We start from the raw sequence: 17,834 nt of genomic DNA, 5'->3' as shown, positions 1-17,834 counted from the left end.
CGTTTTCTCCTCACCCGCCGCCACGCGCGCTATGTGCAGGGGTATGCGTCGCAGGAAGCCTCTCATGAAGCTCGGAACGGCCACAGCGATCTCGGGCCTGCTCGTGGCGACCGCGGCCGCGGCCGATCCCGTGCGCGACGAGGCCACAGGTCTCGCGATCGACGCGCCGGCGGGCTACGTTGCGGAGAAGATCGACGGCGGCGCCCGCTACGCCGCCTCCTTCGCGATCCGGAAGGGCGACGGCGCGGAGCCCGGCTGCCGCGTCGGCTTCCAGGCCGCGCCGCAGAACGCCGGCCTGTCGCAGGCCGAGATCAACGCCTTCACCGCGAAGTCCGAGTGGAGCGATCTGATCAAGGCGACGCTCGCGCTCTATTACGACGTCGTCAGCGTGGCGCCGTTCGAGCAGGGCGGCCTCGCAGGCTCGGCCGTCGTCGGCGACGTGAAGGCCACGGACGGCCAGCCCGCGCCGGACGCGCGCTCCTATTTCGTACTGGTCGATACGCCGAAGGGCCGCACCACGGTGGTCTGCGTCGCCGACAAGGCGGCGTTCGACGCCCGCCGCGCCGAGTTCGAGGCGGTCGCGCGCTCGGTCCAGCCTCCGCGGTGACGGCGACGTGAGACGCGAACCGCGCCGGTTCTCGTCTAAAGTCCTTCGGGATTCGTCCGCCGCGCCCTTCGCGGCCTCCAAGCCGTGAGCGACGCCATGCCCCTGCGCCCCGATCAGAAGGCCATCGCCCTCTACGACCGCTACACCCATGGCGATCTCGACCGGCGGGGCTTCATGGAGAGGCTGGCGCTGCTCGCGGGCTCGACCGCGGCGGCCCAGGCGCTCCTCGGCGCCATGTCGAACGACTACGCCCAGGCCCAGATCGTCGCGCCGGACGACAAGCGGATCGTGACGGAGACCGTGTCCTTTCCGGGACCCGACGGTCCGGTCTCCGGCCTCCTCGCCAAGGGACGGCGCGAGGCCAAGCGTCCGACGGTGATCGTCATCCACGAGAACCGCGGCCTCAACCCGCACATCCAGGACGTCACGCGACGGCTCGCGGTGTCGGGCTTCCTCGCCTACGGCGTCGATCTGCTGTCGCCGCTCGGCGGCACGCCCGCGGACGAGGACGCCGCGCGCGAGATGATCGGCAAGCTCGACCTCGACAAGACGGCCGCGACCCTGGCCGCCGCGCTGCCGGTCCTTGCGGCGCGGCCGGATTCGAACGGCGCGGTGGGCGCGGTCGGCTTCTGCTGGGGCGGGGGCATGGCGAACCGCCTCGCCGCCGCCGCGCCCGACCTCAAGGCCGCCGTCGCCTACTACGGGCAGCCGCTGGCCGACGACCGGGTGCCGCAGATCAAGGCCGCGCTGCAACTCCACTACGCCGGGCTCGACGAGCGCATCAACGCCGGCGTGCCCGCGCTCCAGAAGGCGCTGCAGGCGAACGAAAAAGAGTTCGAACTCTACATGTACGAGGGCGCGAACCACGCCTTCAACAACGACGCCAACCCCGCGCGTTACGAGCGGAAGGCCGCCAACCTCGCCTGGGACCGCACGATCGCTTTTCTCGAAAGCCATCTTGGGGCGGCCGTCCCGCCGACATGAGGGCTGGCGGCGGCCCTTTCCGCGGCGCGTGACGGAACCGCCGGCGGTCCGTTGATCACGACCGTTCGGCGACCGGCCGATCGGCCTCGCCGAACGCCGCGGTGATGTTTTGAGGGCCGGAGATCCAACAAATCAAAAAAATTCGCGGACGGTGGAACCAGCCGCTGAGTCCCACGTTATGTCCACGAAAGCTCCCCCCGAGCTTTTCGACTGGCCGCTGGCTCCCCCGACCGGCAGGCCTTTAGAGGGCGGAACCGCTACCCCCGAAGCGGTTCCGCCCTTCATATTTTCAGCCGAGAGCGCCGAACAGATCCGCCACCAGTCGCGGATTGGGTTCGAACACGTCTTCGAGCGTCGCGACGGTGATCGTGCCGGCGCCCGCGGCCGCGAGCGCTTCGACGAGCGCGAACACCGCTTTCTTCGGGGCGTGCAGCACCAGAGGCGTTCCCGGCGGCGGCGGGCCGAACGGCGCGCGCGCGTCGTAGCGGGCGGCGAGATCGACCAGCGTCCGGCCCACGCCCTCGTCGAAGCGGCATCGGATCTCGCGGACTTCGCGGGCGCGCACCTCCGCCGCGATCCGCGTGAGGATGGTGCGCACCGCGGCGCGCGCGCCGTCGTTCCAGTCCGCGCCGAGGCTCGCGACCAGCTGCGCCTGGCTGCGCAGCATGACGCCGTCCTCCAGCACCTTGAGCGCGTTGGCCTCCAGCGTGGCGCCCGTGGTGGTGATGTCGACCACGATGTCGGCGACGCCGGCGGCGGGCGCGCCCTCGGTCGCGCCGAGGCTTTCCACGATCCGGTAGTTCGAGACGCTGGTGCGCGCGCCCCGGCGGTCGCCGGGCTCCGTCCAGGCGAAGAAGTTGCGCACCAGGTTCACGTATTTGGTCGCGACCCGCAGCCGCCGGCCGTGGCGGCGCTGCATGTCCGCCGCGACGTCGTCGAGGTCCGCCATGGTGGCGACGTCGATCCACGCCTTCGGGACGGCCACGACCACATTGGCGTAGCCGAAGCCGAGCGGCTGCAGCAGCTTCACCCGCGTCGCCGCGTCCGGGATCTCCTCGCGGACGAGGTCCTCGCCGGTGACGCCGAGATGCGCCGCGCCGCTCGCGAGCTGGCCGGCGATGTCGGAGGCGGAGAGGTAGGCGATCTCGACGTTCGGCACGTCCGCGATGGCGCCGCGGTAGTCGCGCGCGCCGCCGGGCTGCACGAAGTTGAGGCCCGCCCGCGCGAAGAAGGCGTGCGCGTTCTCCTGCAGGCGGCCCTTGGAGGGAACGGCGAGGATCAGCGGTCCGGACATGGACGTCAGGCTCCGGGGAAGCGGTCGAGCCACAGGGCGAAGCCGACGCCGGGGGCGGGGCGCGTGGCGCCCAGCGCGGTGAGCAGGCCGTCGTAGCGGCCGCCGCCCGCGAGCGGGCCGGGCGCGCCGGGGCGGCCGAGCTCGAACACGAGGCCGGTGTAGTAGTCCAGCCTGCGGCCGAACCGGGTCGAGAACCGCATGCGGTCGACGGGCAGCCCCGCGTCGGCGAAGGCGTCGAGCCGCCGGCCCAGCGCCTCGACGGCGGGCCCGATGGCGAGACCCTCGCGGGCGAGCGCGCCGAGGCGCGCCTCGGCCGCGCGGGCGAGGTCGTCCACCGCGAGGAAGTCCTGCAGCGCCTTGCGCTGGGCGGCCGGCAGGCGGGCCGCGGAGCGGGCGGCGTTCTGCTCGATGAAACGCTCGGCGATCTCGCCCGGCGTGCGTCCGCCGACGGTCGCGATGCCGGCGAGCGAGAGCAGATCCTCCACCACGGCGCGGGCGGCGTCGGGGCCGGCGGCGTCGAGCGCGCCGAAGAGGCCGGCGTGCGCCGCGCGGGCCGGCGGCGGCGCGTTGAGGGCGTCCAGCGTCTCGCCATAGGCGATCTCGCGCTTCAGGCGGCGCCGCAGCGCGGACGGCGCCTCGAGCGCCTCGACCGCGGCGTCGAGCAGGGCGAGGTCGCCGAGCTGGATCGAGGGCTCGGGCGCGCCCAGCGCCGCCGCGGCCTCGAGCGCCAGCGCCAGGATCTCGGTCTCGGCGGCGAGCGCGTCGGAGCGGCCGAAGCTTTCGACGCCGGCCTGGGCGATCTCGCTCGGCCCCGCGCGCGTCTGGCGGAAAATCGGGCCGGCGTAGAAATAGGACTGGGCGCGGCCGGCGTCGCCGCCGGCGATGTGCTGAAGCGCCACGGGAATGGTAAAGTCCGGCCGGAGGCAAAGGTCGCGGCCGTCCGCGTCTGCGGTCAGGAACATGCGGGTGCGCAGCTCCTCGCCCATGACGTGGAGGAACGGTTCCGCCGGCTGCAGAATCTGGGGCTCGGCGCGCGCGAAGCCAGCGGCTTCGAAGCGTTCGAGCAGGGTCGGCGGAAGGGGCGCGAGCGGGGACATCGGGTCTGGCGTCGGCGGGCACGTTGCGGGGTCGCCCGCGCCTCTAGCAGGGGCGGGCCGCGAAGGCGACTTTTTTCGACGTCCGGCAGGCCCGCGGAGGTTTGCGGCTTTGCCGCGCTCTAATTCCTCAAAAGCAAAAACGTTGACAGTCACGAAAACATGAAGGATCGTCTCGGCCGTCGAATTGCAGGGGAACAAGCCGGCGCGCACGACGCGACCGGCCGCGAACGACGCTCATGAACGAGTTCGAGGAGGGGTCATTGCCCAAGCGTGTCGCCGTCATCGGAGCCGGGCCCAGCGGGCTCGCCGTGCTCCGCGCCTTCGAGTCCGCGAAGGCTGCGGGCGTCGAGGTTCCCGAGATGGTCTGCTACGAGAAGCAGTCCAATTGGGGCGGGCTCTGGAACTACACTTGGCGCACCGGTCTCGACGAATTCGGCGAGCCGGTCCACGGCTCCATGTACCGCTACCTCTGGTCGAACGGCCCGAAGGAGTGCCTGGAGTTCGCCGACTACTCCTTCGAGGAGCACTTCGGCCGGCCGATCCCGTCCTACCCGCCGCGCGCCGTCCTGCACGACTACATCGCCGGCCGCGTCGAGCGCAGCGGCGTCCGCAAGTACTGCAAGTTCAACCACGCCGTGCGCGACGTGGAGTGGGACGAGACGACGGAGAAATTCACCGTCACGGTCTCCGATCTCGTCGCCAAGAAGCGCGTGTCGGAGGAGTTCGACTACGTCTTCGTCTGCAACGGCCACTTCTCCACCCCGAACGTCCCGAGCTTCGAGGGCGTCGAGAAATTCCTGGGCCGCGTGCTGCACGCCCACGACTTCCGCTGCGCCGACGAGTTCGCCGGCAAGCACGTGCTGCTGATCGGCTCGAGCTATTCGGCGGAAGACATCGCGACCCAGTGCCACAAGTACGGCGCGAAGCAGATCACCTTCAGCTATCGCACCCGCCCCATGGGCTTCGACTGGCCGGAGAGCTTCTCGGAGAAGCCGCTGCTGACCAAGGTCGTCGGCAAGACCTGCCACTTCAAGGACGGCTCGACCGCGGAAGACGTCGACGCGATCATCTTCTGCACCGGCTACCTCAACCACTACCCCTTCCTGCCGGACGACCTTCGGCTCGAGACCCGGACCAGCCTCTACCCGGCGAACCTCTACAAGGGGATCTTCTGGGAGAAGAACCCGAAGCTGATGCACATCGGCGCGCAGGACCAGTTCTACACCTTCAACATGTTCGACGCGCAGGCGTGGTACGCCCGCGACGTGGTGCTCGGCCGCATCGATCTCCCGGATTACGCGACGATGCACGCGGACAGCGAGGCGTGGGTCGCCCGGCTCGGCACGCTCGAGAACGCCGACCAGATGATCGACTTCCAGACCGACTACGTGCGCGAGCTGCTGGAGCCGACCGACTACCCGCGTCTCGACGTCGACACCGTCGCGCGGCTGTTCAAGGAGTGGGAGCACCACAAGGTCGAGGGCATCCTCACCTACCGCGACCGCGCCTACCCCTCGGTCATCACCGGCAACGTCGCGCCGGTGCATCACACCACCTGGATGAAGGCGCTGGACGACTCGCTGGAGGCGTTCCTGAACCAGCCCGCGAGCCAGGCGGCGGAGTAAGCGGCGGCCGGCGCGCCTTCCCGGCCGTAGCGTGAACTGAGGGCCGGGATGATCTGCAGCAATGGTCAACCCTCAGTCGTAGGGCCACCCTCAGCCGTCGTCCTCCGGCTTGACCGGAGGACCCACCTTCGACGTCGGTCTCGACGTTCGAGGTGGATGGTCCGGTCAAGCCGGACCATGACGTCTCGTTTCAAGGCCGCAGCTTCGCCGACGGCCGAGGAGAAGTATCCATGGACGCCCTGCCCGACACCGCTCCGCTCCGCCTCACCACGCTCGTCGCCCGCGGCGGCGAGGCGCTGGTGTTCGATCTCGCGGCCGGCGACCGTTGCCGCGTGCTGGACCCGGAGGGGCGCCAGCCCGGCCTGATCTTCGCAGCCGAAGGCGCGCTCTCGGGCGATTTCGCGGAGGTGTCGGACGAGGACGTGGAGGCCGCCGCCGCCGCCAAAGCCGCGCTCGCCGCGCGCGGGGTCGACGTCTCGCGCTTCGCCGGCTTCCGGCTGCTGTCGACCGACACGGCGCCCGGCGCGGTCGCGGCCTTCCAGGCCTCGGCGGACGCCGTCGTGGCGCTGGCGCCGATCGGTCGCGCCATGGCGCCCGACGAGCAGACGCCGCCGACCGACCTCAAGCTCGAGATCGCGAGCCACGCCCCGAACCGCGGCGTGGCGCCTCAGCCGTTGGCCGAGCCGAAGCTCGACCTGCGGGTGAAGGCGGCCACCGCCGAGGCGTACCGCGTCAAGGCCGGCGACTACATCCAGATCATCGACGTCGACGGCAAGCAGTGCTCCGACTTCCTCGCCTTCGACGCCGCGGCGCTGGAGCGCGGCAAGGAGTTCGGCCTCGACCCGACGGTCACCCGCACGCTGATGGGCACCGCCAACCCCGGACCCGGCCTGCACTCGAAGTACTTCGACGCGCGCATGACGCCGCTGGTCGAGATCGTGCGCGACACGGTCGGCCGGCACGACGCCTTCCTGCTGGCGTGCTCCGCCAAGTACTACGAGGACATGGGCTACCCCGGCCACGACAACTGCACCGACAATTTCAACCGCGCGCTGCGGCCCTACGGGATCGAGCCGCGGGCGGGCTGGCCGGCGATCAACTTCTTCTTCAACACGGTCGTCGGCGCCGACGACGGCATCACCATGGACGAGCCGTGGTCCCGGCCGGGCGACTACGTACTGCTGCGGGCGCTGACCGACCTCGTCTGCTCCTCCTCCTCCTGCGCGGACGACATCGACGTCGCCAACGCCTGGGAGCCCACCGACATCCACGTGCGCGTCTACGACGCCGCCGAAACCTTCTCCAAAGGCATCGCCCACCGCATGACGCCCGACGCCGAGCCGCGCCTGACGCGCGAAAGCGGATTCCACCCGCGCACCTCCGCGCTCACCCGCAAGTTCGTGGAGTACCGCGGCTTCTGGCTGGCGGACTGCTACTCCGACGAGGGCCCGATCACAGAGTATTGGGCCGCTCGCGAGCGCGCCGCGATCATGGATCTCTCGCCGCTGCGCAAGTTCGAGGTGCTGGGCCCGGACGCCGAGGCGCTGATGCAGCTCGCCGTCACCCGTAACATGAAGAAGCTGGCGGTGGGCCAGGTCGTCTACACCGCCATGTGCTACGATCACGGCGGCATGATCGACGACGGCACGGTGTTCCGTCTCGGCCAGGACAACTTCCGCTGGATCTGCGGCGAGGACTACTGCGGCGTGCACCTGCGCGAGCTCGCCGCCAAGCACGGCCTCAAGGCGTGGGTGAAGACCTCCACCGACCAGCTCCACAACGTCGGCGTCCAGGGCCCTCTGTCGCGCGAGATCCTCGAGACCCTTGTCGTCACGCCGGCGCATCAGCCGACGGTGACCGAGCTGAAGTGGTTCCGCTTCACCGTCGGCAAGATCACCGGCATCCCGGTCGTGGTCTCGCGCACCGGCTACACCGGCGAGCTTGGCTATGAGGTGTTCTGCCACCCGGACAAGGCCCCGGAGGTATGGGACGCCATCATGGCTGCGGGCGAGCCGCGCGGGATGAAGCCGCTTGGCCTCAAGGCGCTCGACATGCTCCGTATCGAAGCGGGGCTCGCCTTCGCCGGCTACGAGTTCTGCGACCAGACCGACCCGTTCGAGGCCGGCATCGGCTTCGCCGTGCCGAAGGAGAAGATCGACTCCTACGTCGGGGCGGAGGCGCTGAAGCGCCGCCGGGAGACGCCGTCGAAGAAGCTGGTCGGCCTGGACGTTACCGGCGCCGAGCACATCGGCCACGGCGACTGCGTGCATGTGGGCCGCGCCCAGATCGGCGTCGTCACCAGCGCGATCCGCTCGCCGATCCTCGGCAAGACCATCGCGCTCGCGAGGCTCGACGTGACCTACGCCGAGCTCGGCACGGCGGTCGAGATCGGCAAGCTCGACGGCCAGCAGAAGCGCATCCCGGCGACGGTGGTGGCGTTCCCGCACTACGACCCGACGAAGTCGCGGGTGCGCGCCGAGGCCGAGCCGAAGACGGCGCCGGCGATCGATCCGACGCTGTCGCTCGATCCCCGTGGGGCGGCCGAGCGGGCGTAAGGACCTAAGCGCCCCCTTCGCAAGAGAGCCAGAGTGCGTGCTCCGAGACGCCCACCGACGCGGGCTCCTGAGCCATGAGGAGGGTGGGAGAAAGCGAGAGCAGGTTTTGTCTCGCATCACTGACGCCCTCATGCTGAGGAGCCTCCCGGAGGGAGGCGTCTCGAAGCATGCGCTGGGCTGTTTACCCCACGCCCTCCCGCATCCACGCCAGATAGGCCGCCGATCCACCGACGATCGGCGTGACCACCACCTCCGGCAGCTCGTACGGGTGCAGCTCGCGGATCGCGGCCTCCAACGCCGGCGCGACCGAGGCGAGCGTCTTCAGCTCCACCGCGAACTCGTCCGCCGTCTCCACAGCGCCCTTCCAGCGGTAGACGCTCCGCCGAGCCACGACGCCGGCGCAGGCCGCAAGGCGGCGCTCAACGACGTTTCGGGCGATGCGCTCGGCCGTCGCGGCGTCGTCCACTGTCGTCGTCACGATCACGAACTCGGTCATCGCCTGCTCCTGGTTGCGTCGATGGCGTGATTGATTGGCATCAGCGCAAAAAGTCCGCTCTTAACGTTGCACCGTCGCACGCCGATATGGAGAGCCAAGCCCCGTCAACCAGGAGGTCGCTCCCCATGTCGCTCGCGCTCACCGGCGTCCACCATCTCACCGCGATCACGGCCGACGCCGCCGCGAACCGTCGCTTCTATGTCGAGACCATGGGCCTGCGTCTGGTCAAGAAGACCGTGAACCAGGACGACGTCAGCGCCTACCACCTGTTCTACGCCGACGGGCAGGCCTCGCCGGGCACGGACCTGACGTTCTTTGACTGGCCCGCGCCGCGCGAGCGTCGGGGCTCGAACAGCATCGTGCGCACCGGCCTGCGCGTCGCCGACGAGGCGGCCTTGGCCTGGTGGCGCGAACGGCTGAGCGCGAGGGGCGTCACGGTCTCGGACATCGCCGAACGCGCCGGCCGGCCGTCTCTGGACGTGGAGGACGGGGAAGGCCAGCGGCTTCGGCTCGTCGCCGACGGCGGCGTCGGCGAGGCGCGCCCTTGGGAGGCGAGCTCCGTGCCGGCCGAACGGCAGATCCGGGGGCTCGGGCCGATCACCATCAGCGCGCCGAAGCTCGAACGCACCGCGCGGGTGCTGACCGAGGTGATGAACATGCGCCATGTGGCCGAGCACGCCGATCCCGACGGCGTCGGGCGCGTCCATGTCTTCGCCATGGGCGAGGGGGGCGGCCCGGAGACGGAGCTGCACGTCGCGGTGCAGCCGGGCCTCGGCTTTGCGGGGCAGGGCGCCGGCGGCGCGCACCATGTCGCGTTCCGTACGCCCGACCGGGCGGGCCTCACCGCCTGGACCGAGCGGGTGACGGAGGCCGGCCTGCGCTCCAGCGGCGAGGTCGAGCGCTACTACTTCCGCTCGCTCTACTTCCGCGAGCCCGGCGGCGTGCTGTTCGAGATCGCGACCGACGGCCCAGGCTTCGCGGTCGACGAGCCGGCGGAGACGCTGGGCGAACGGCTGGCGCTGCCGCCGTTTCTCGAGCCGCGGCGGGCCGAGATCGAGGCGGGCCTGAAGCCGCTGTGAGGCGGAGCTCCAGCACGTTCGCCGTGTTTTGATCAGGGCCTCGACCACGCTCCACGTCGTCCCGGCCGAAGTGCCGGGACCCATAAACTCAGCGGTGTCACGTTTGTAGCTCAGCGGTTACCGAGCCTGCCGCTAAGTCAGTGCGACGCCTCGGACATTTCCGAGCCATCGAAACCCGCGTGGCTATGCGTTCCGGGACGTCGCCCGGAACGACGCCTGTTGTGCCGGCATCCAGTTCGGGAGATCACCGCGCTGGGGCGACGATCGCTGCCGCCTCCGCCGCCCGCACCTGCTTCAGCGCCTCCATCGCGCCGTTGAGCGTGATCTGGACGCCGACGCAGAGCAGCAGGAAGGCGGCGAGGCGCGCCACGATCTGCACGCGCCCGGGCCCGAGCAGGTTCACGATGCCGTCCGCCCAGCGGTAGGCGAGCCAGACGGAGCCCGCCACCGCGAGCGCGCCCGCGGAGGCGCCGACCGCGAAGGTGACGAAGGCCGCGCCCTCGGCCGGTCTGTTGGCGCCGAGCGCGATCGCGACCGAGATGGTGCCGGGGCCGGTCGTCAGCGGCATGGTGAGCGGGAAGAACGCGGTGTCGGCGGGCGAGCCCTCCATCGCCTCGTCGGCCTGGCTCTGCTTGCGGGCCTCGCGGTGCTCCGGCGCGTTCAGCATCTGCCAGGCGGCGGCGGCCACCACCAGGCCGCCTGCGATCCGCAGCGCCTCGATCGTCACGCCAAAGAAGTTCAGCACATAGACCCCGACCCACAGCGCGCCGAACATGATCATGGCGGCGTAGACGCCGATGCGGCCGGCGAGCGCGACCCGCTCCAGATGGGTGCGGTTCGAGGTGACCTGGCTGAAGATCAGCGCCCCGCCCATCGGGTTCACGATCGAGAACAGCGCCGAAAAGGCGAGCAGGAAGTGCTGGACGAGATCGAGCCCCCACGACATCGCGGGAGCTCAGGTCGGGCGGAGGCGGCGGGGGCGGCTCACCGACCCTCGCGCGCCCAGGTCGCCGCGAAGGCGCCGATCAGCAGCAGCAGCCCGAGAATCCCCGCGAAGACCGGCAGGATGCCGATGCCGCGCACCACCGAGACGTCCGCCTGGCGGACGCCGATCCAGTCGGAGCCCGACGCCCGCGCGCCGGCGGCCACCGGCACGATGCGCGGGACCTCGATGTCCGCGCCCGGCTCCGCAACCACCCGGCGGACGGAGCCGCCGGACGCGCCGGCGAGAGCGTCGAGGCGTTTCGACGTGCTCGCGACCTCCGTGAACTCCCGCGGGTTCGGCGGGCCGACGTTGACCAGCGTGGTGAAGGTTCCGTCGGTCGCCCGGTGCAGGCCGAGCTCCGGCGTCTCCAGCGTTCCACGCCACAGGCCGGGCTCCGCCTCGGTCAAGGTGACCTCGCGCGTGGCGCCGCCCGGCAGCGTGACCGTCACCGGCTGGACCTCGTCCTTCAGCGTCTGCCGCTCGAAGGTGACGGTCTTGCCCGTCGCGCGCGACCGCAGAGCCTCCTCGTCGAGGTCGGGCTCCTTCATCAGCCAGTGCGACAGCCGCCGCAGCAGGTCCACGTGGGGGCCGCCGCCGTCGAAGCCGCGGGCCCAAAGCCAGGCGTGGTCGGAGAGCAGCAGCGCGACGCGGCCCTTGTTCTCGCGGGCGAGCACCAGCAGCGGCCGGTCGTCCGGGCCGTTGAGCACGGCTTCGCCCTCGCGCAGCCGGCTGTCGACCATCCGGAACCATGGCGCCCAGGTCGGCGGGTTGGTTTCGGAGCCGGGCAGCCCGCGGGTGACCGGGTGCTTGCGGCCGACGTCGGAGAGTTGCGCCCGGAAGGCGCGCTCGATCACGCCGCCCATGGGCTCCGCGGGCAGCACCTGGGCGAGGGGCGTTTCGAACAACGAGCCGGGCTCGGCGTAGTCCGGACCGGAGGCGACCAGCACGGCGCCGCCGTCGCGCACGTAGCGGGCGATGTTGTCGAAGTAGATGATCGGCAGGATGCCCTGGCGCGCGTAGCGGTCGAAGATGATGAGGTCGAACTCGTCGATCTTCTGGGCGAACAGCTCGCGCGTCGGGAAGGCGATCAGCGACAGTTCGTTGATCGGCGTGCCGTCCTGCTTGTCCGGCGGGCGCAGGATGGTGAAATGCACGAGATCGACGCTGGCGTCGGCCTTCAGCAGGTTGCGCCAGGTGCGTTCGCCGGCGTGCGGCTCGCCGGAGACCAGCAGCACGCGGAGCTTCTCGCGCACGCCGTCGATCGGCAGCACCACGCGGTTGTTGACCGTGGTGATCTCCTGCGGAACCTGCTCCGCCTCGATCTCGATGAAATTTACGCCCGCATGGCTGATCGGGGCGTCGAACGTCGTGACCTGCCCCGGCAGCGCGTCGAGCCTCGCGATCTCCTCGCCGTCGCGCCGCACCACCACCGGCACGGGTCGGCCGAGCCCCTGACCGACCTCATCGATCCGGAATCCGACCTTCTGCGTCTGGCCGACGATGCCGAAGCGGGGAGACAACGTCAGCGCCACCCGGCGGTCGCGCTCGTCGGGCCGGCCGGTGATCAGCGCGTGCAGGGGCGCCGCGAAGCCGAGGTCGCGCGCGTCCGGCGGCACGTCGTGGACGACGCCGTCGGTGACGAACAGCGCGCCGGCCACCCGTTCCGGCGGCACGTCGGCGAGCGCGTTGCGCAGCGCCGAGAACAGCTCGGTGCCGTCCGAGGCCGTGCCGTCCTGCCCCGCCTCGATCCAGCGAACCTCCGTGTTCGGCAAGCCGCGCAGCCGCTCCTCGACCGCCTGCCGCACGGCGTCGGTCTGCTCCTTGCGGCCGTCCAGCGTCTGGCTCCCCGAGCGGTCGACGACCACCGGCAGGATGTTGGTCAGGGTCTCGCGGTCCTCGCGCGTGAAGGAGGGGTTCGCGAGCGCGAGCAGCAGGCAGGCGATGGCGCCGGCGCGCAGCCACGCGCCGCGGGTGCGCCCGAATACGCACAGCACCGCCACGACCGCGCCCGCCGCCGCAAGGGCGATCAGCGCAGGGAGGGGCAGCAGCGGCGCGAAGGCGACGTCGAGGTTCATGCGAAGGCCTTGTCACAGACGCCGCCTGCCCACCTCCCCCTTGCGGGGAGGGGTTGGGGGTGGCGCAGAACGAGGGGGGCGGTCGACCGAAGAGATGCGACGGCCGCAGCGCTTCCTTTGGAACCACCCCCAACCCCTCCCCGCAAGGGGGAGGGGGACTGGCTCGCTTGTCGCCCGTTCACTGCCCCAGCCTTTCCAGCAGGGCCGGCACGTGGACCTGGTCCGCCTTGTAGTTCCCCGTCAGCGTGTACATCACGATGTTGATGCCGACGCGCGTCGCCATCTCGCGCTGGCGTTCGTCGCTGGAGGTCGGGAACAGCGGCAGCCCGTCGGAGCCGACCGCCCAGGCGCCCGCGAAGTCCGCGCCGGTGATGAGGATGGGGGAGACGCCGTCGCCGGCGCGCGCCGGGCGCTCCTCGCCCTCGTCGGCGGCGGGGATCGTCTCCACCCAGAGCGGGCTGCCGGCGTAGCGGCCGGGGAACTCGTCCAGCAGATAGAACGCCTTGGTCAGCACGTGGTCGCGCGGCACGGGCTCGAGCGAAGGCACGTCGAGGCCGGCCAGGATGCGCTTCAGGCTGTCGCCTTCGGGGCCCCGCCCGCCCGTCAGGGCGTCGCGGGTGTCGAACAGGATGGTGCCGCCCTGCTTCATGTAGGAGTCGATGCGGGCGAGCGCGGCGGCGGACGGCGTAGGCGCGCCTTCGATGACTGGCCAGTAGAGCAGCGGGAAGAACGCGAGTTCGTCCTTTGCGGGGTCGACCGCCATTGGCGCGCCCGGCTCCAGCGCGGTGCGAAGCGCGATCTGCTGCGTGAGGCCTTCGAGACCGGCCTTGGCGATCCGGTCGGTCTCGAAATCGCCGGTCGAGACATAGGCGAGGCGGGTCGCGAGCGTCGCCTCCAGCGCGAAGCGTTCGTCGTATGCGGCCTTCGGCGGCGCGGCCTGCGCGAAGCCGGGCGTGGCGTGGGCCACGAGCGCGAGGCCGACGACGGCCAGCCCGAGCGCCGCCTTCGGTCCGCGACGGGCAAGGAGCGCCATGCCGCCGCCGAGCAGGAACACCACGAGGCTGTCGAGAATGGCGAACAGCGCGGCCAGCGTGAACAGCCAGGGCGCGATCGGCGTGGGTTCGACGGCGACCACGTCGGACACCGTCGCGTCGAGGCCCGCGAGATCGACCCGCGCCAGCGACGCGTCGGCGCCCAGCGCGTTGACCGCGATCCCGGCGTCGACCGGGCCGTAGAAGCCGGGCGGGTTGTCGGGCGTCGCCGCGGGGCGGCCGTCGGCCGGCGCGGGCTTCGCCGTCGCCGGCGGGCTGCGGAAGGCGCCGAAGCCGTCGAGCGTGCGGGTTGGCGGCAGCGTCGCGCGAGGCGCGGCGGCCTGCGCGGGCTCGCCCTGCGGCTGCGCGGCGGCCGCCCCCTGAGCGCCGGGCGCCGCGGCGGTCGGAGCGGGGCCGGATCCGGCGAGGTCGACGATCCGCCGGAGCATGTCGACGAAGGCGCCGGACAGCGGCAGGTTCGACCAGCGAGTGTCGGCGGTGACGTGAAACAAGACGCTCATCCCCTTGGCCTCGCGCGCGCCGGTGACGAGCGGCGTGCCGTCGGCGAGGGTCGCCCACACCCGGTCGGGCAGGTCGGCGTCGGGCTCCGCCAGGACCTGGCGCGTCACCGTGACGTCGCCGGGAACGGCAAGCGGCGCGAAGGGCCCGGAGCCGGCGAAGCTCGCGAGCGCCTGCGGCGTCTCCCAGGCGAGGGCGCCGCCGAGCGTGCGGCCGCCCTGTCGCAGCCGCACGGGGCTCAGCCCGTCGTCGGCGGCGCCGGCGAGGCGAGGTCCGGCGAAGCGCACCAGCACGCCGCCGTCCCGCACCCAGGCGCCGAGACGCGCGCGCGCCTCTTCGGTCAGCGCGCCGACGTCGGCCAGCATGATCACCGGCAGCTTCTGCTCCACGAAGCTCTCCACCGCCGCGCTTGCGCCCTGGCCGCGCGCCTCGCGCACGTCCGCGAAGGGCTTGAGCGCCTGGGTGACGTAGTAGGTCGGCGACAGCAGCGGCTGCGCGGTGTCGGCGGTCGCGCCGGTGACGACGCCGACGGTGCGGCGCCGAGAGCGCTGGTCGAGCAGTTGCACGGCGCCGGCGGTCTTGGCGCCGACGATCTCCAGCCGGGCGATGTCGTTGCGGAGCTCGACCGGCATCTCGAAGGTCGCCGTCGCCTCGCGGGCGCCGACCCCGAACGCCGCGTCGGTCTCGCCGAGCGCGCGGCCGCGCAGGTCGCTGGCGCGGACCCGGACGGTCTCGGGGCCTGCGGCCTCGGCGCGGAGCGCCTTCACGGTCAGGCCGCCCGGCGCATTGTCGGCGGCGGCGAGGCCGCGGGCGGAGCGGGCGGGATCGATGCGGATCGCAAGCCCGCGGGAGCCGAGCGCGGCTTTGAGCCCGTCCGCGAAAACGCGGGCGTTTCCCCCGGCGAGACCGTCGGAAATCCAGAGCGCGTCGGCGGAAGGGTTCGCCTTCAGCCAATCGCCGAGCGTCGGCAGCAGCAGCGCGCGGTCCGGGGAGAACGGCTCCGGCGCGAGCACCCTCAGGCGTTTCGCGGCCTCGTCGGCGGTCTCGAGGCCGATCTCGCGGCGGGCGGCGTCGGCGGTCGCCACCAGCGCCACGGCGCGGCCGTCGTCGCCGGCCGCCGCGATCGCAGCGCTCGCCGCGTCGACTCGCGCGTCCCATTCCGGCGCGGCGGCCCAGCCGTTGTCGACCACGACGAGCAGCGGCCCGGACCCTGCGGTCGCGGCCGCCTGCGGGTTCCAGATCGGTCGGGCGAGGGCGAAGATGATCAGCGCCGCCAGCCCCAGCCGCAGCAGCAGCAGCCACCACGGCGTGCGCGACGGCGTCTCGCGCTTGGCCACCACGTCGAGCAAAAGGCGCATCGGCGGGAAGGCGACCGTCTGCGGACGCGGCGGGGTCAGGCGCAGCAGCAGCCACAGCGCCGGCAGGGCGATCAGGCCGACAAGCAGCCAGGGGCTGAGAAAGGCGAGGGGGAGCGCGCTCATGCGGCAGGCTCCGCCAACCGCGCGTGCAGCGCCAGCAGGGGCTCGGTCGCGGGACGGTCGGTGCGGTGGATGTGCAGCGCCCAGCCGTGCCGACGCACGATGTCGGCCAGCGCCGCGCGGTGGCGGGCGAGCCGCTCGGCGTAGCCCTGCCGCCACTCCTCGGCGCGGCCGGCGACGAGCTTCAGGCCCGCGACGTCCGGGTCGAGAAACTCGGTGCGGCCGGTGAAGGGGAAGGTCTCCTCGACGGGATCGACGATCGCCACCAGATGCCCGCGTCCGCCGCGCGCCGCGAGGCTCGCGACCGTCGCCGCGATCTCCTCTTCCGGGGCGAGCAGGTCGCCGATCACGATCGCCTCCGACAGCCGCGCGATGGGGGCGGCTTTGGGCGGCAGATGCGCGTCGTCGTCTCCGGCGGCGATCAAGGCCTGCGCCAGGTTCTCGATCGCGTTGCGGCTCGCGGTCGGCCGGGTCAGGCCGAGAAGGCCGACGCGCTCCCCGCCGCGCACCAGAACGTCCGCCAGCGCGAGCCCGAGGACGACGGCGCGCTCGACCTTGGAGGTCTCGGACAGGCTGGAGCGGAAGGCCATGCTGCGGGAGCGGTCGATCCAGATCCAGACGGTGTGCGCCGCCTCCCACTCCTGCTCGCGGATGTAGACGTTGTCGTCGCGGGCGGAGCGGCGCCAGTCGATGCGGCCGGCGGGTTCGCCTGCGGTGAAGCGGCGGAACTGCCAGAAGTTCTCGCCCGTGCCCGACCGCCTGCGGCCGTGCAGGCCGTGGACGACGGTCGCCGAGGCTCGGCGCGCCGCGACGACCAGCCGAGGCAGGCTGCCGGCGAGGCCGAGCGCCGCCTCCTCGTGCCGCTGGGCGACGCGCGTCTCGGAGGGATCGACCAGCCCGGCCCGCACCGCCATCCGCGTCAGCCGAGCCGCTCGACGAGCTTCGTGATCACGCCCTGAAGCGTGTCGCCGTCGGCGCGGGCGGAGAAGGTCAACGCCATGCGGTGCTTCAGGATCGGCCCGGCCAGCGCCGCCACGTCGTCGATCGAGGGCGCGAAGCGGCCGTCGAGCAGGGCGCGGGCGCGCACGCCCAGCATCAGCGACTGGCTCGCGCGGGGGCCGGGGCCCCAGGCGATCTTGTCGGCGACGGTCTTCTCCGCCGTCTCCGGACGGGCGGAGCGCACGAGATCCAGAATGGCTTCGACCACGGATTCGCCCACCGGCAGGCGGCGGACGAGACGCTGCGCCTGAAGCAGGTCGTCGGTGGTCATCGCCGCCTTCGGTTTCGCTTCCTCCGCGCCCGTGGTGGCGAGCAGGATGCGACGCTCGGCGTCCCGGTCGGGATAGTCGACGTCGATCTGCATCAGAAAGCGGTCGAGCTGCGCCTCGGGCAGGGGATAGGTGCCTTCCTGCTCCAGCGGGTTCTGGGTCGCGAGCACGTGGAAGGGCCGCGGCAGGTCGTAGCGCTGGCCGGCGACGGTGACGTGGTACTCCTGCATCGCCTGCAGCAGCGCGGACTGCGTGCGCGGGCTCGCGCGGTTGATCTCGTCGGCCATCAGCAGCTGCGCGAAGATCGGCCCGGAGACGAAGCGGAACGACCGGCGGCCGTGGGCGTCCTCCTCCAGCACCTCGGAGCCGAGGATGTCGGAGGGCATCAGGTCCGGCGTGAACTGCACCCGTCGCGCGTCGAGGCCGAGCACCGTGCCGAGCGTCTCGACGAGCTTCGTCTTGGCGAGGCCGGGAACGCCGACCAGCAGCGCGTGGCCGCCGCACAGGACGGTCAGCAGCGCCTGGTCGACCACCTTGTCCTGGCCGAAGATGACTTGGCCGATCGCGGCGCGGGCGCTGGCCACATGGCCGCCGATCGCTTCCGCGCCGCGGACGATGGCCGCGTCGAGGTCGGTCGCGCCGTCGGTCGCCGCTTGCGTCATGGAGCGCTCCTCGCATCCTGTGTCGTCGGACTGTTACGCATCGGACGACCGTATGGCCCACAATGCAAGCCTCGCGCCG

12 protein-coding genes and 1 pseudogene are annotated in these 17,834 nt (G+C 71.8%); 5 read left to right on the top strand and 8 right to left on the bottom strand.

Annotated features, from left to right (window positions below; genetic code table 11):
• Positions 1 to 64 precede the first annotated feature (64 nt).
• Positions 65 to 607 (top strand): hypothetical protein, encoded by a 543-nt coding sequence (locus tag JOD31_RS12665; RefSeq protein WP_204950713.1) that lies wholly within the window; start codon positions 65 to 67, stop codon positions 605 to 607.
• Between the two features lie 96 nt (positions 608 to 703).
• Positions 704 to 1,591 (top strand): dienelactone hydrolase family protein, encoded by an 888-nt coding sequence (locus JOD31_RS12660; protein ID WP_204950712.1) that lies wholly within the window; start codon positions 704 to 706, stop codon positions 1,589 to 1,591.
• Positions 1,592 to 1,880: 289 nt separating this feature from the next.
• On the opposite strand, the gene hisG is transcribed toward JOD31_RS12660, so the two are convergent.
• Together hisG and JOD31_RS12650 are read right to left on the bottom strand one after the other, a co-directional pair.
• Positions 1,881 to 2,885, bottom strand: a complete 1,005-nt coding sequence (hisG, locus tag JOD31_RS12655; protein WP_204950711.1) for an ATP phosphoribosyltransferase — start codon at positions 2,883 to 2,885, stop codon at positions 1,881 to 1,883.
• A gap of 5 nt (positions 2,886 to 2,890) precedes the next feature.
• Positions 2,891 to 3,982, bottom strand: a complete 1,092-nt coding sequence (locus JOD31_RS12650) for an ATP phosphoribosyltransferase regulatory subunit (RefSeq protein ID WP_204950710.1) — start codon at positions 3,980 to 3,982, stop codon at positions 2,891 to 2,893.
• Positions 3,983 to 4,218: 236 nt separating this feature from the next.
• On the opposite strand from JOD31_RS12650, the gene JOD31_RS12645 reads away from it, so the two are divergent.
• Together JOD31_RS12645 and JOD31_RS12640 are read left to right on the top strand one after the other, a co-directional pair.
• Entirely contained in the window at positions 4,219 to 5,607 is a 1,389-nt protein-coding gene (locus JOD31_RS12645) for an NAD(P)-binding domain-containing protein (protein WP_204950709.1), read from the top strand.
• A gap of 230 nt (positions 5,608 to 5,837) precedes the next feature.
• Positions 5,838 to 8,084, top strand: a pseudogene (locus JOD31_RS12640) (trimethylamine N-oxide demethylase); the annotation flags it as partial.
• A gap of 259 nt (positions 8,085 to 8,343) precedes the next feature.
• On the opposite strand, the gene cutA reads toward JOD31_RS12640, so the two are convergent.
• Positions 8,344 to 8,658, bottom strand: coding sequence for a divalent-cation tolerance protein CutA (cutA, locus tag JOD31_RS12635; RefSeq protein WP_204950707.1), 315 nt, complete (start codon positions 8,656 to 8,658; stop codon positions 8,344 to 8,346).
• Positions 8,659 to 8,783: 125 nt separating this feature from the next.
• Between cutA and JOD31_RS12630 the strand changes: the two genes are divergently transcribed.
• On the top strand, positions 8,784 to 9,737 hold the full coding sequence (locus JOD31_RS12630; protein ID WP_204950706.1) for a ring-cleaving dioxygenase: 954 nt from the start codon (positions 8,784 to 8,786) through the stop codon (positions 9,735 to 9,737).
• A 244-nt stretch (positions 9,738 to 9,981) separates the two neighbouring features.
• Here JOD31_RS12630 and JOD31_RS12625 read toward each other — a convergent pair whose 3' ends face one another.
• The 5 genes from JOD31_RS12625 to JOD31_RS12605 form a co-directional block, all read right to left on the bottom strand.
• Entirely contained in the window at positions 9,982 to 10,683 is a 702-nt protein-coding gene (locus tag JOD31_RS12625) for a MarC family protein (protein WP_204950705.1), read from the bottom strand.
• A 38-nt stretch (positions 10,684 to 10,721) separates the two neighbouring features.
• Positions 10,722 to 12,797 carry a hypothetical protein gene (locus JOD31_RS12620; protein ID WP_204950704.1) on the bottom strand — a complete coding sequence of 692 codons (2,076 nt, stop codon included), beginning with the start codon at positions 12,795 to 12,797 and terminating at the stop codon, positions 10,722 to 10,724.
• Positions 12,798 to 12,975: 178 nt separating this feature from the next.
• Positions 12,976 to 15,828, bottom strand: coding sequence for a DUF4159 domain-containing protein (locus JOD31_RS12615; protein ID WP_204950703.1), 2,853 nt, complete (start codon positions 15,826 to 15,828; stop codon positions 12,976 to 12,978).
• A complete protein-coding gene (locus JOD31_RS12610) occupies positions 15,825 to 16,739 on the bottom strand; it encodes a DUF58 domain-containing protein (RefSeq protein WP_204950702.1) in 915 nt (304 codons plus the stop codon). Before JOD31_RS12610 ends, JOD31_RS12615 begins: the two co-directional genes overlap by 4 nt.
• Positions 16,740 to 16,744: 5 nt before the next feature.
• The gene (locus JOD31_RS12605; protein WP_204950701.1) at positions 16,745 to 17,755 is read right to left on the bottom strand and encodes an AAA family ATPase; all 1,011 of its coding nucleotides are present in this window, start codon (positions 17,753 to 17,755) and stop codon (positions 16,745 to 16,747) included.
• Positions 17,756 to 17,834 lie beyond the last annotated feature (79 nt).

The organism is Methylopila capsulata (genome assembly GCF_016907975.1).
Lineage (GTDB): Bacteria > Pseudomonadota > Alphaproteobacteria > Rhizobiales > Methylopilaceae > Methylopila > Methylopila capsulata.
Note: the sequence above shows the minus strand (reverse complement) of the source record. Positions and strands in the feature narration are given on the sequence as shown.

Coding starts and splice junctions, on each gene's coding strand:
- JOD31_RS12665 (WP_204950713.1), top strand. CDS start 65: ATGAAGCTCGGAACGGCCACAGCGATCTCGGGCCTGCTCGTGGCGACC.
- JOD31_RS12660 (WP_204950712.1), top strand. CDS start 704: ATGCCCCTGCGCCCCGATCAGAAGGCCATCGCCCTCTACGACCGCTAC.
- hisG (WP_204950711.1), bottom strand. CDS start 2,885: ATGTCCGGACCGCTGATCCTCGCCGTTCCCTCCAAGGGCCGCCTGCAG.
- JOD31_RS12650 (WP_204950710.1), bottom strand. CDS start 3,982: ATGTCCCCGCTCGCGCCCCTTCCGCCGACCCTGCTCGAACGCTTCGAA.
- JOD31_RS12645 (WP_204950709.1), top strand. CDS start 4,219: ATGAACGAGTTCGAGGAGGGGTCATTGCCCAAGCGTGTCGCCGTCATC.
- cutA (WP_204950707.1), bottom strand. CDS start 8,658: ATGACCGAGTTCGTGATCGTGACGACGACAGTGGACGACGCCGCGACG.
- JOD31_RS12630 (WP_204950706.1), top strand. CDS start 8,784: ATGTCGCTCGCGCTCACCGGCGTCCACCATCTCACCGCGATCACGGCC.
- JOD31_RS12625 (WP_204950705.1), bottom strand. CDS start 10,683: ATGTCGTGGGGGCTCGATCTCGTCCAGCACTTCCTGCTCGCCTTTTCG.
- JOD31_RS12620 (WP_204950704.1), bottom strand. CDS start 12,797: ATGAACCTCGACGTCGCCTTCGCGCCGCTGCTGCCCCTCCCTGCGCTG.
- JOD31_RS12615 (WP_204950703.1), bottom strand. CDS start 15,828: ATGAGCGCGCTCCCCCTCGCCTTTCTCAGCCCCTGGCTGCTTGTCGGC.
- JOD31_RS12610 (WP_204950702.1), bottom strand. CDS start 16,739: ATGGCGGTGCGGGCCGGGCTGGTCGATCCCTCCGAGACGCGCGTCGCC.
- JOD31_RS12605 (WP_204950701.1), bottom strand. CDS start 17,755: ATGACGCAAGCGGCGACCGACGGCGCGACCGACCTCGACGCGGCCATC.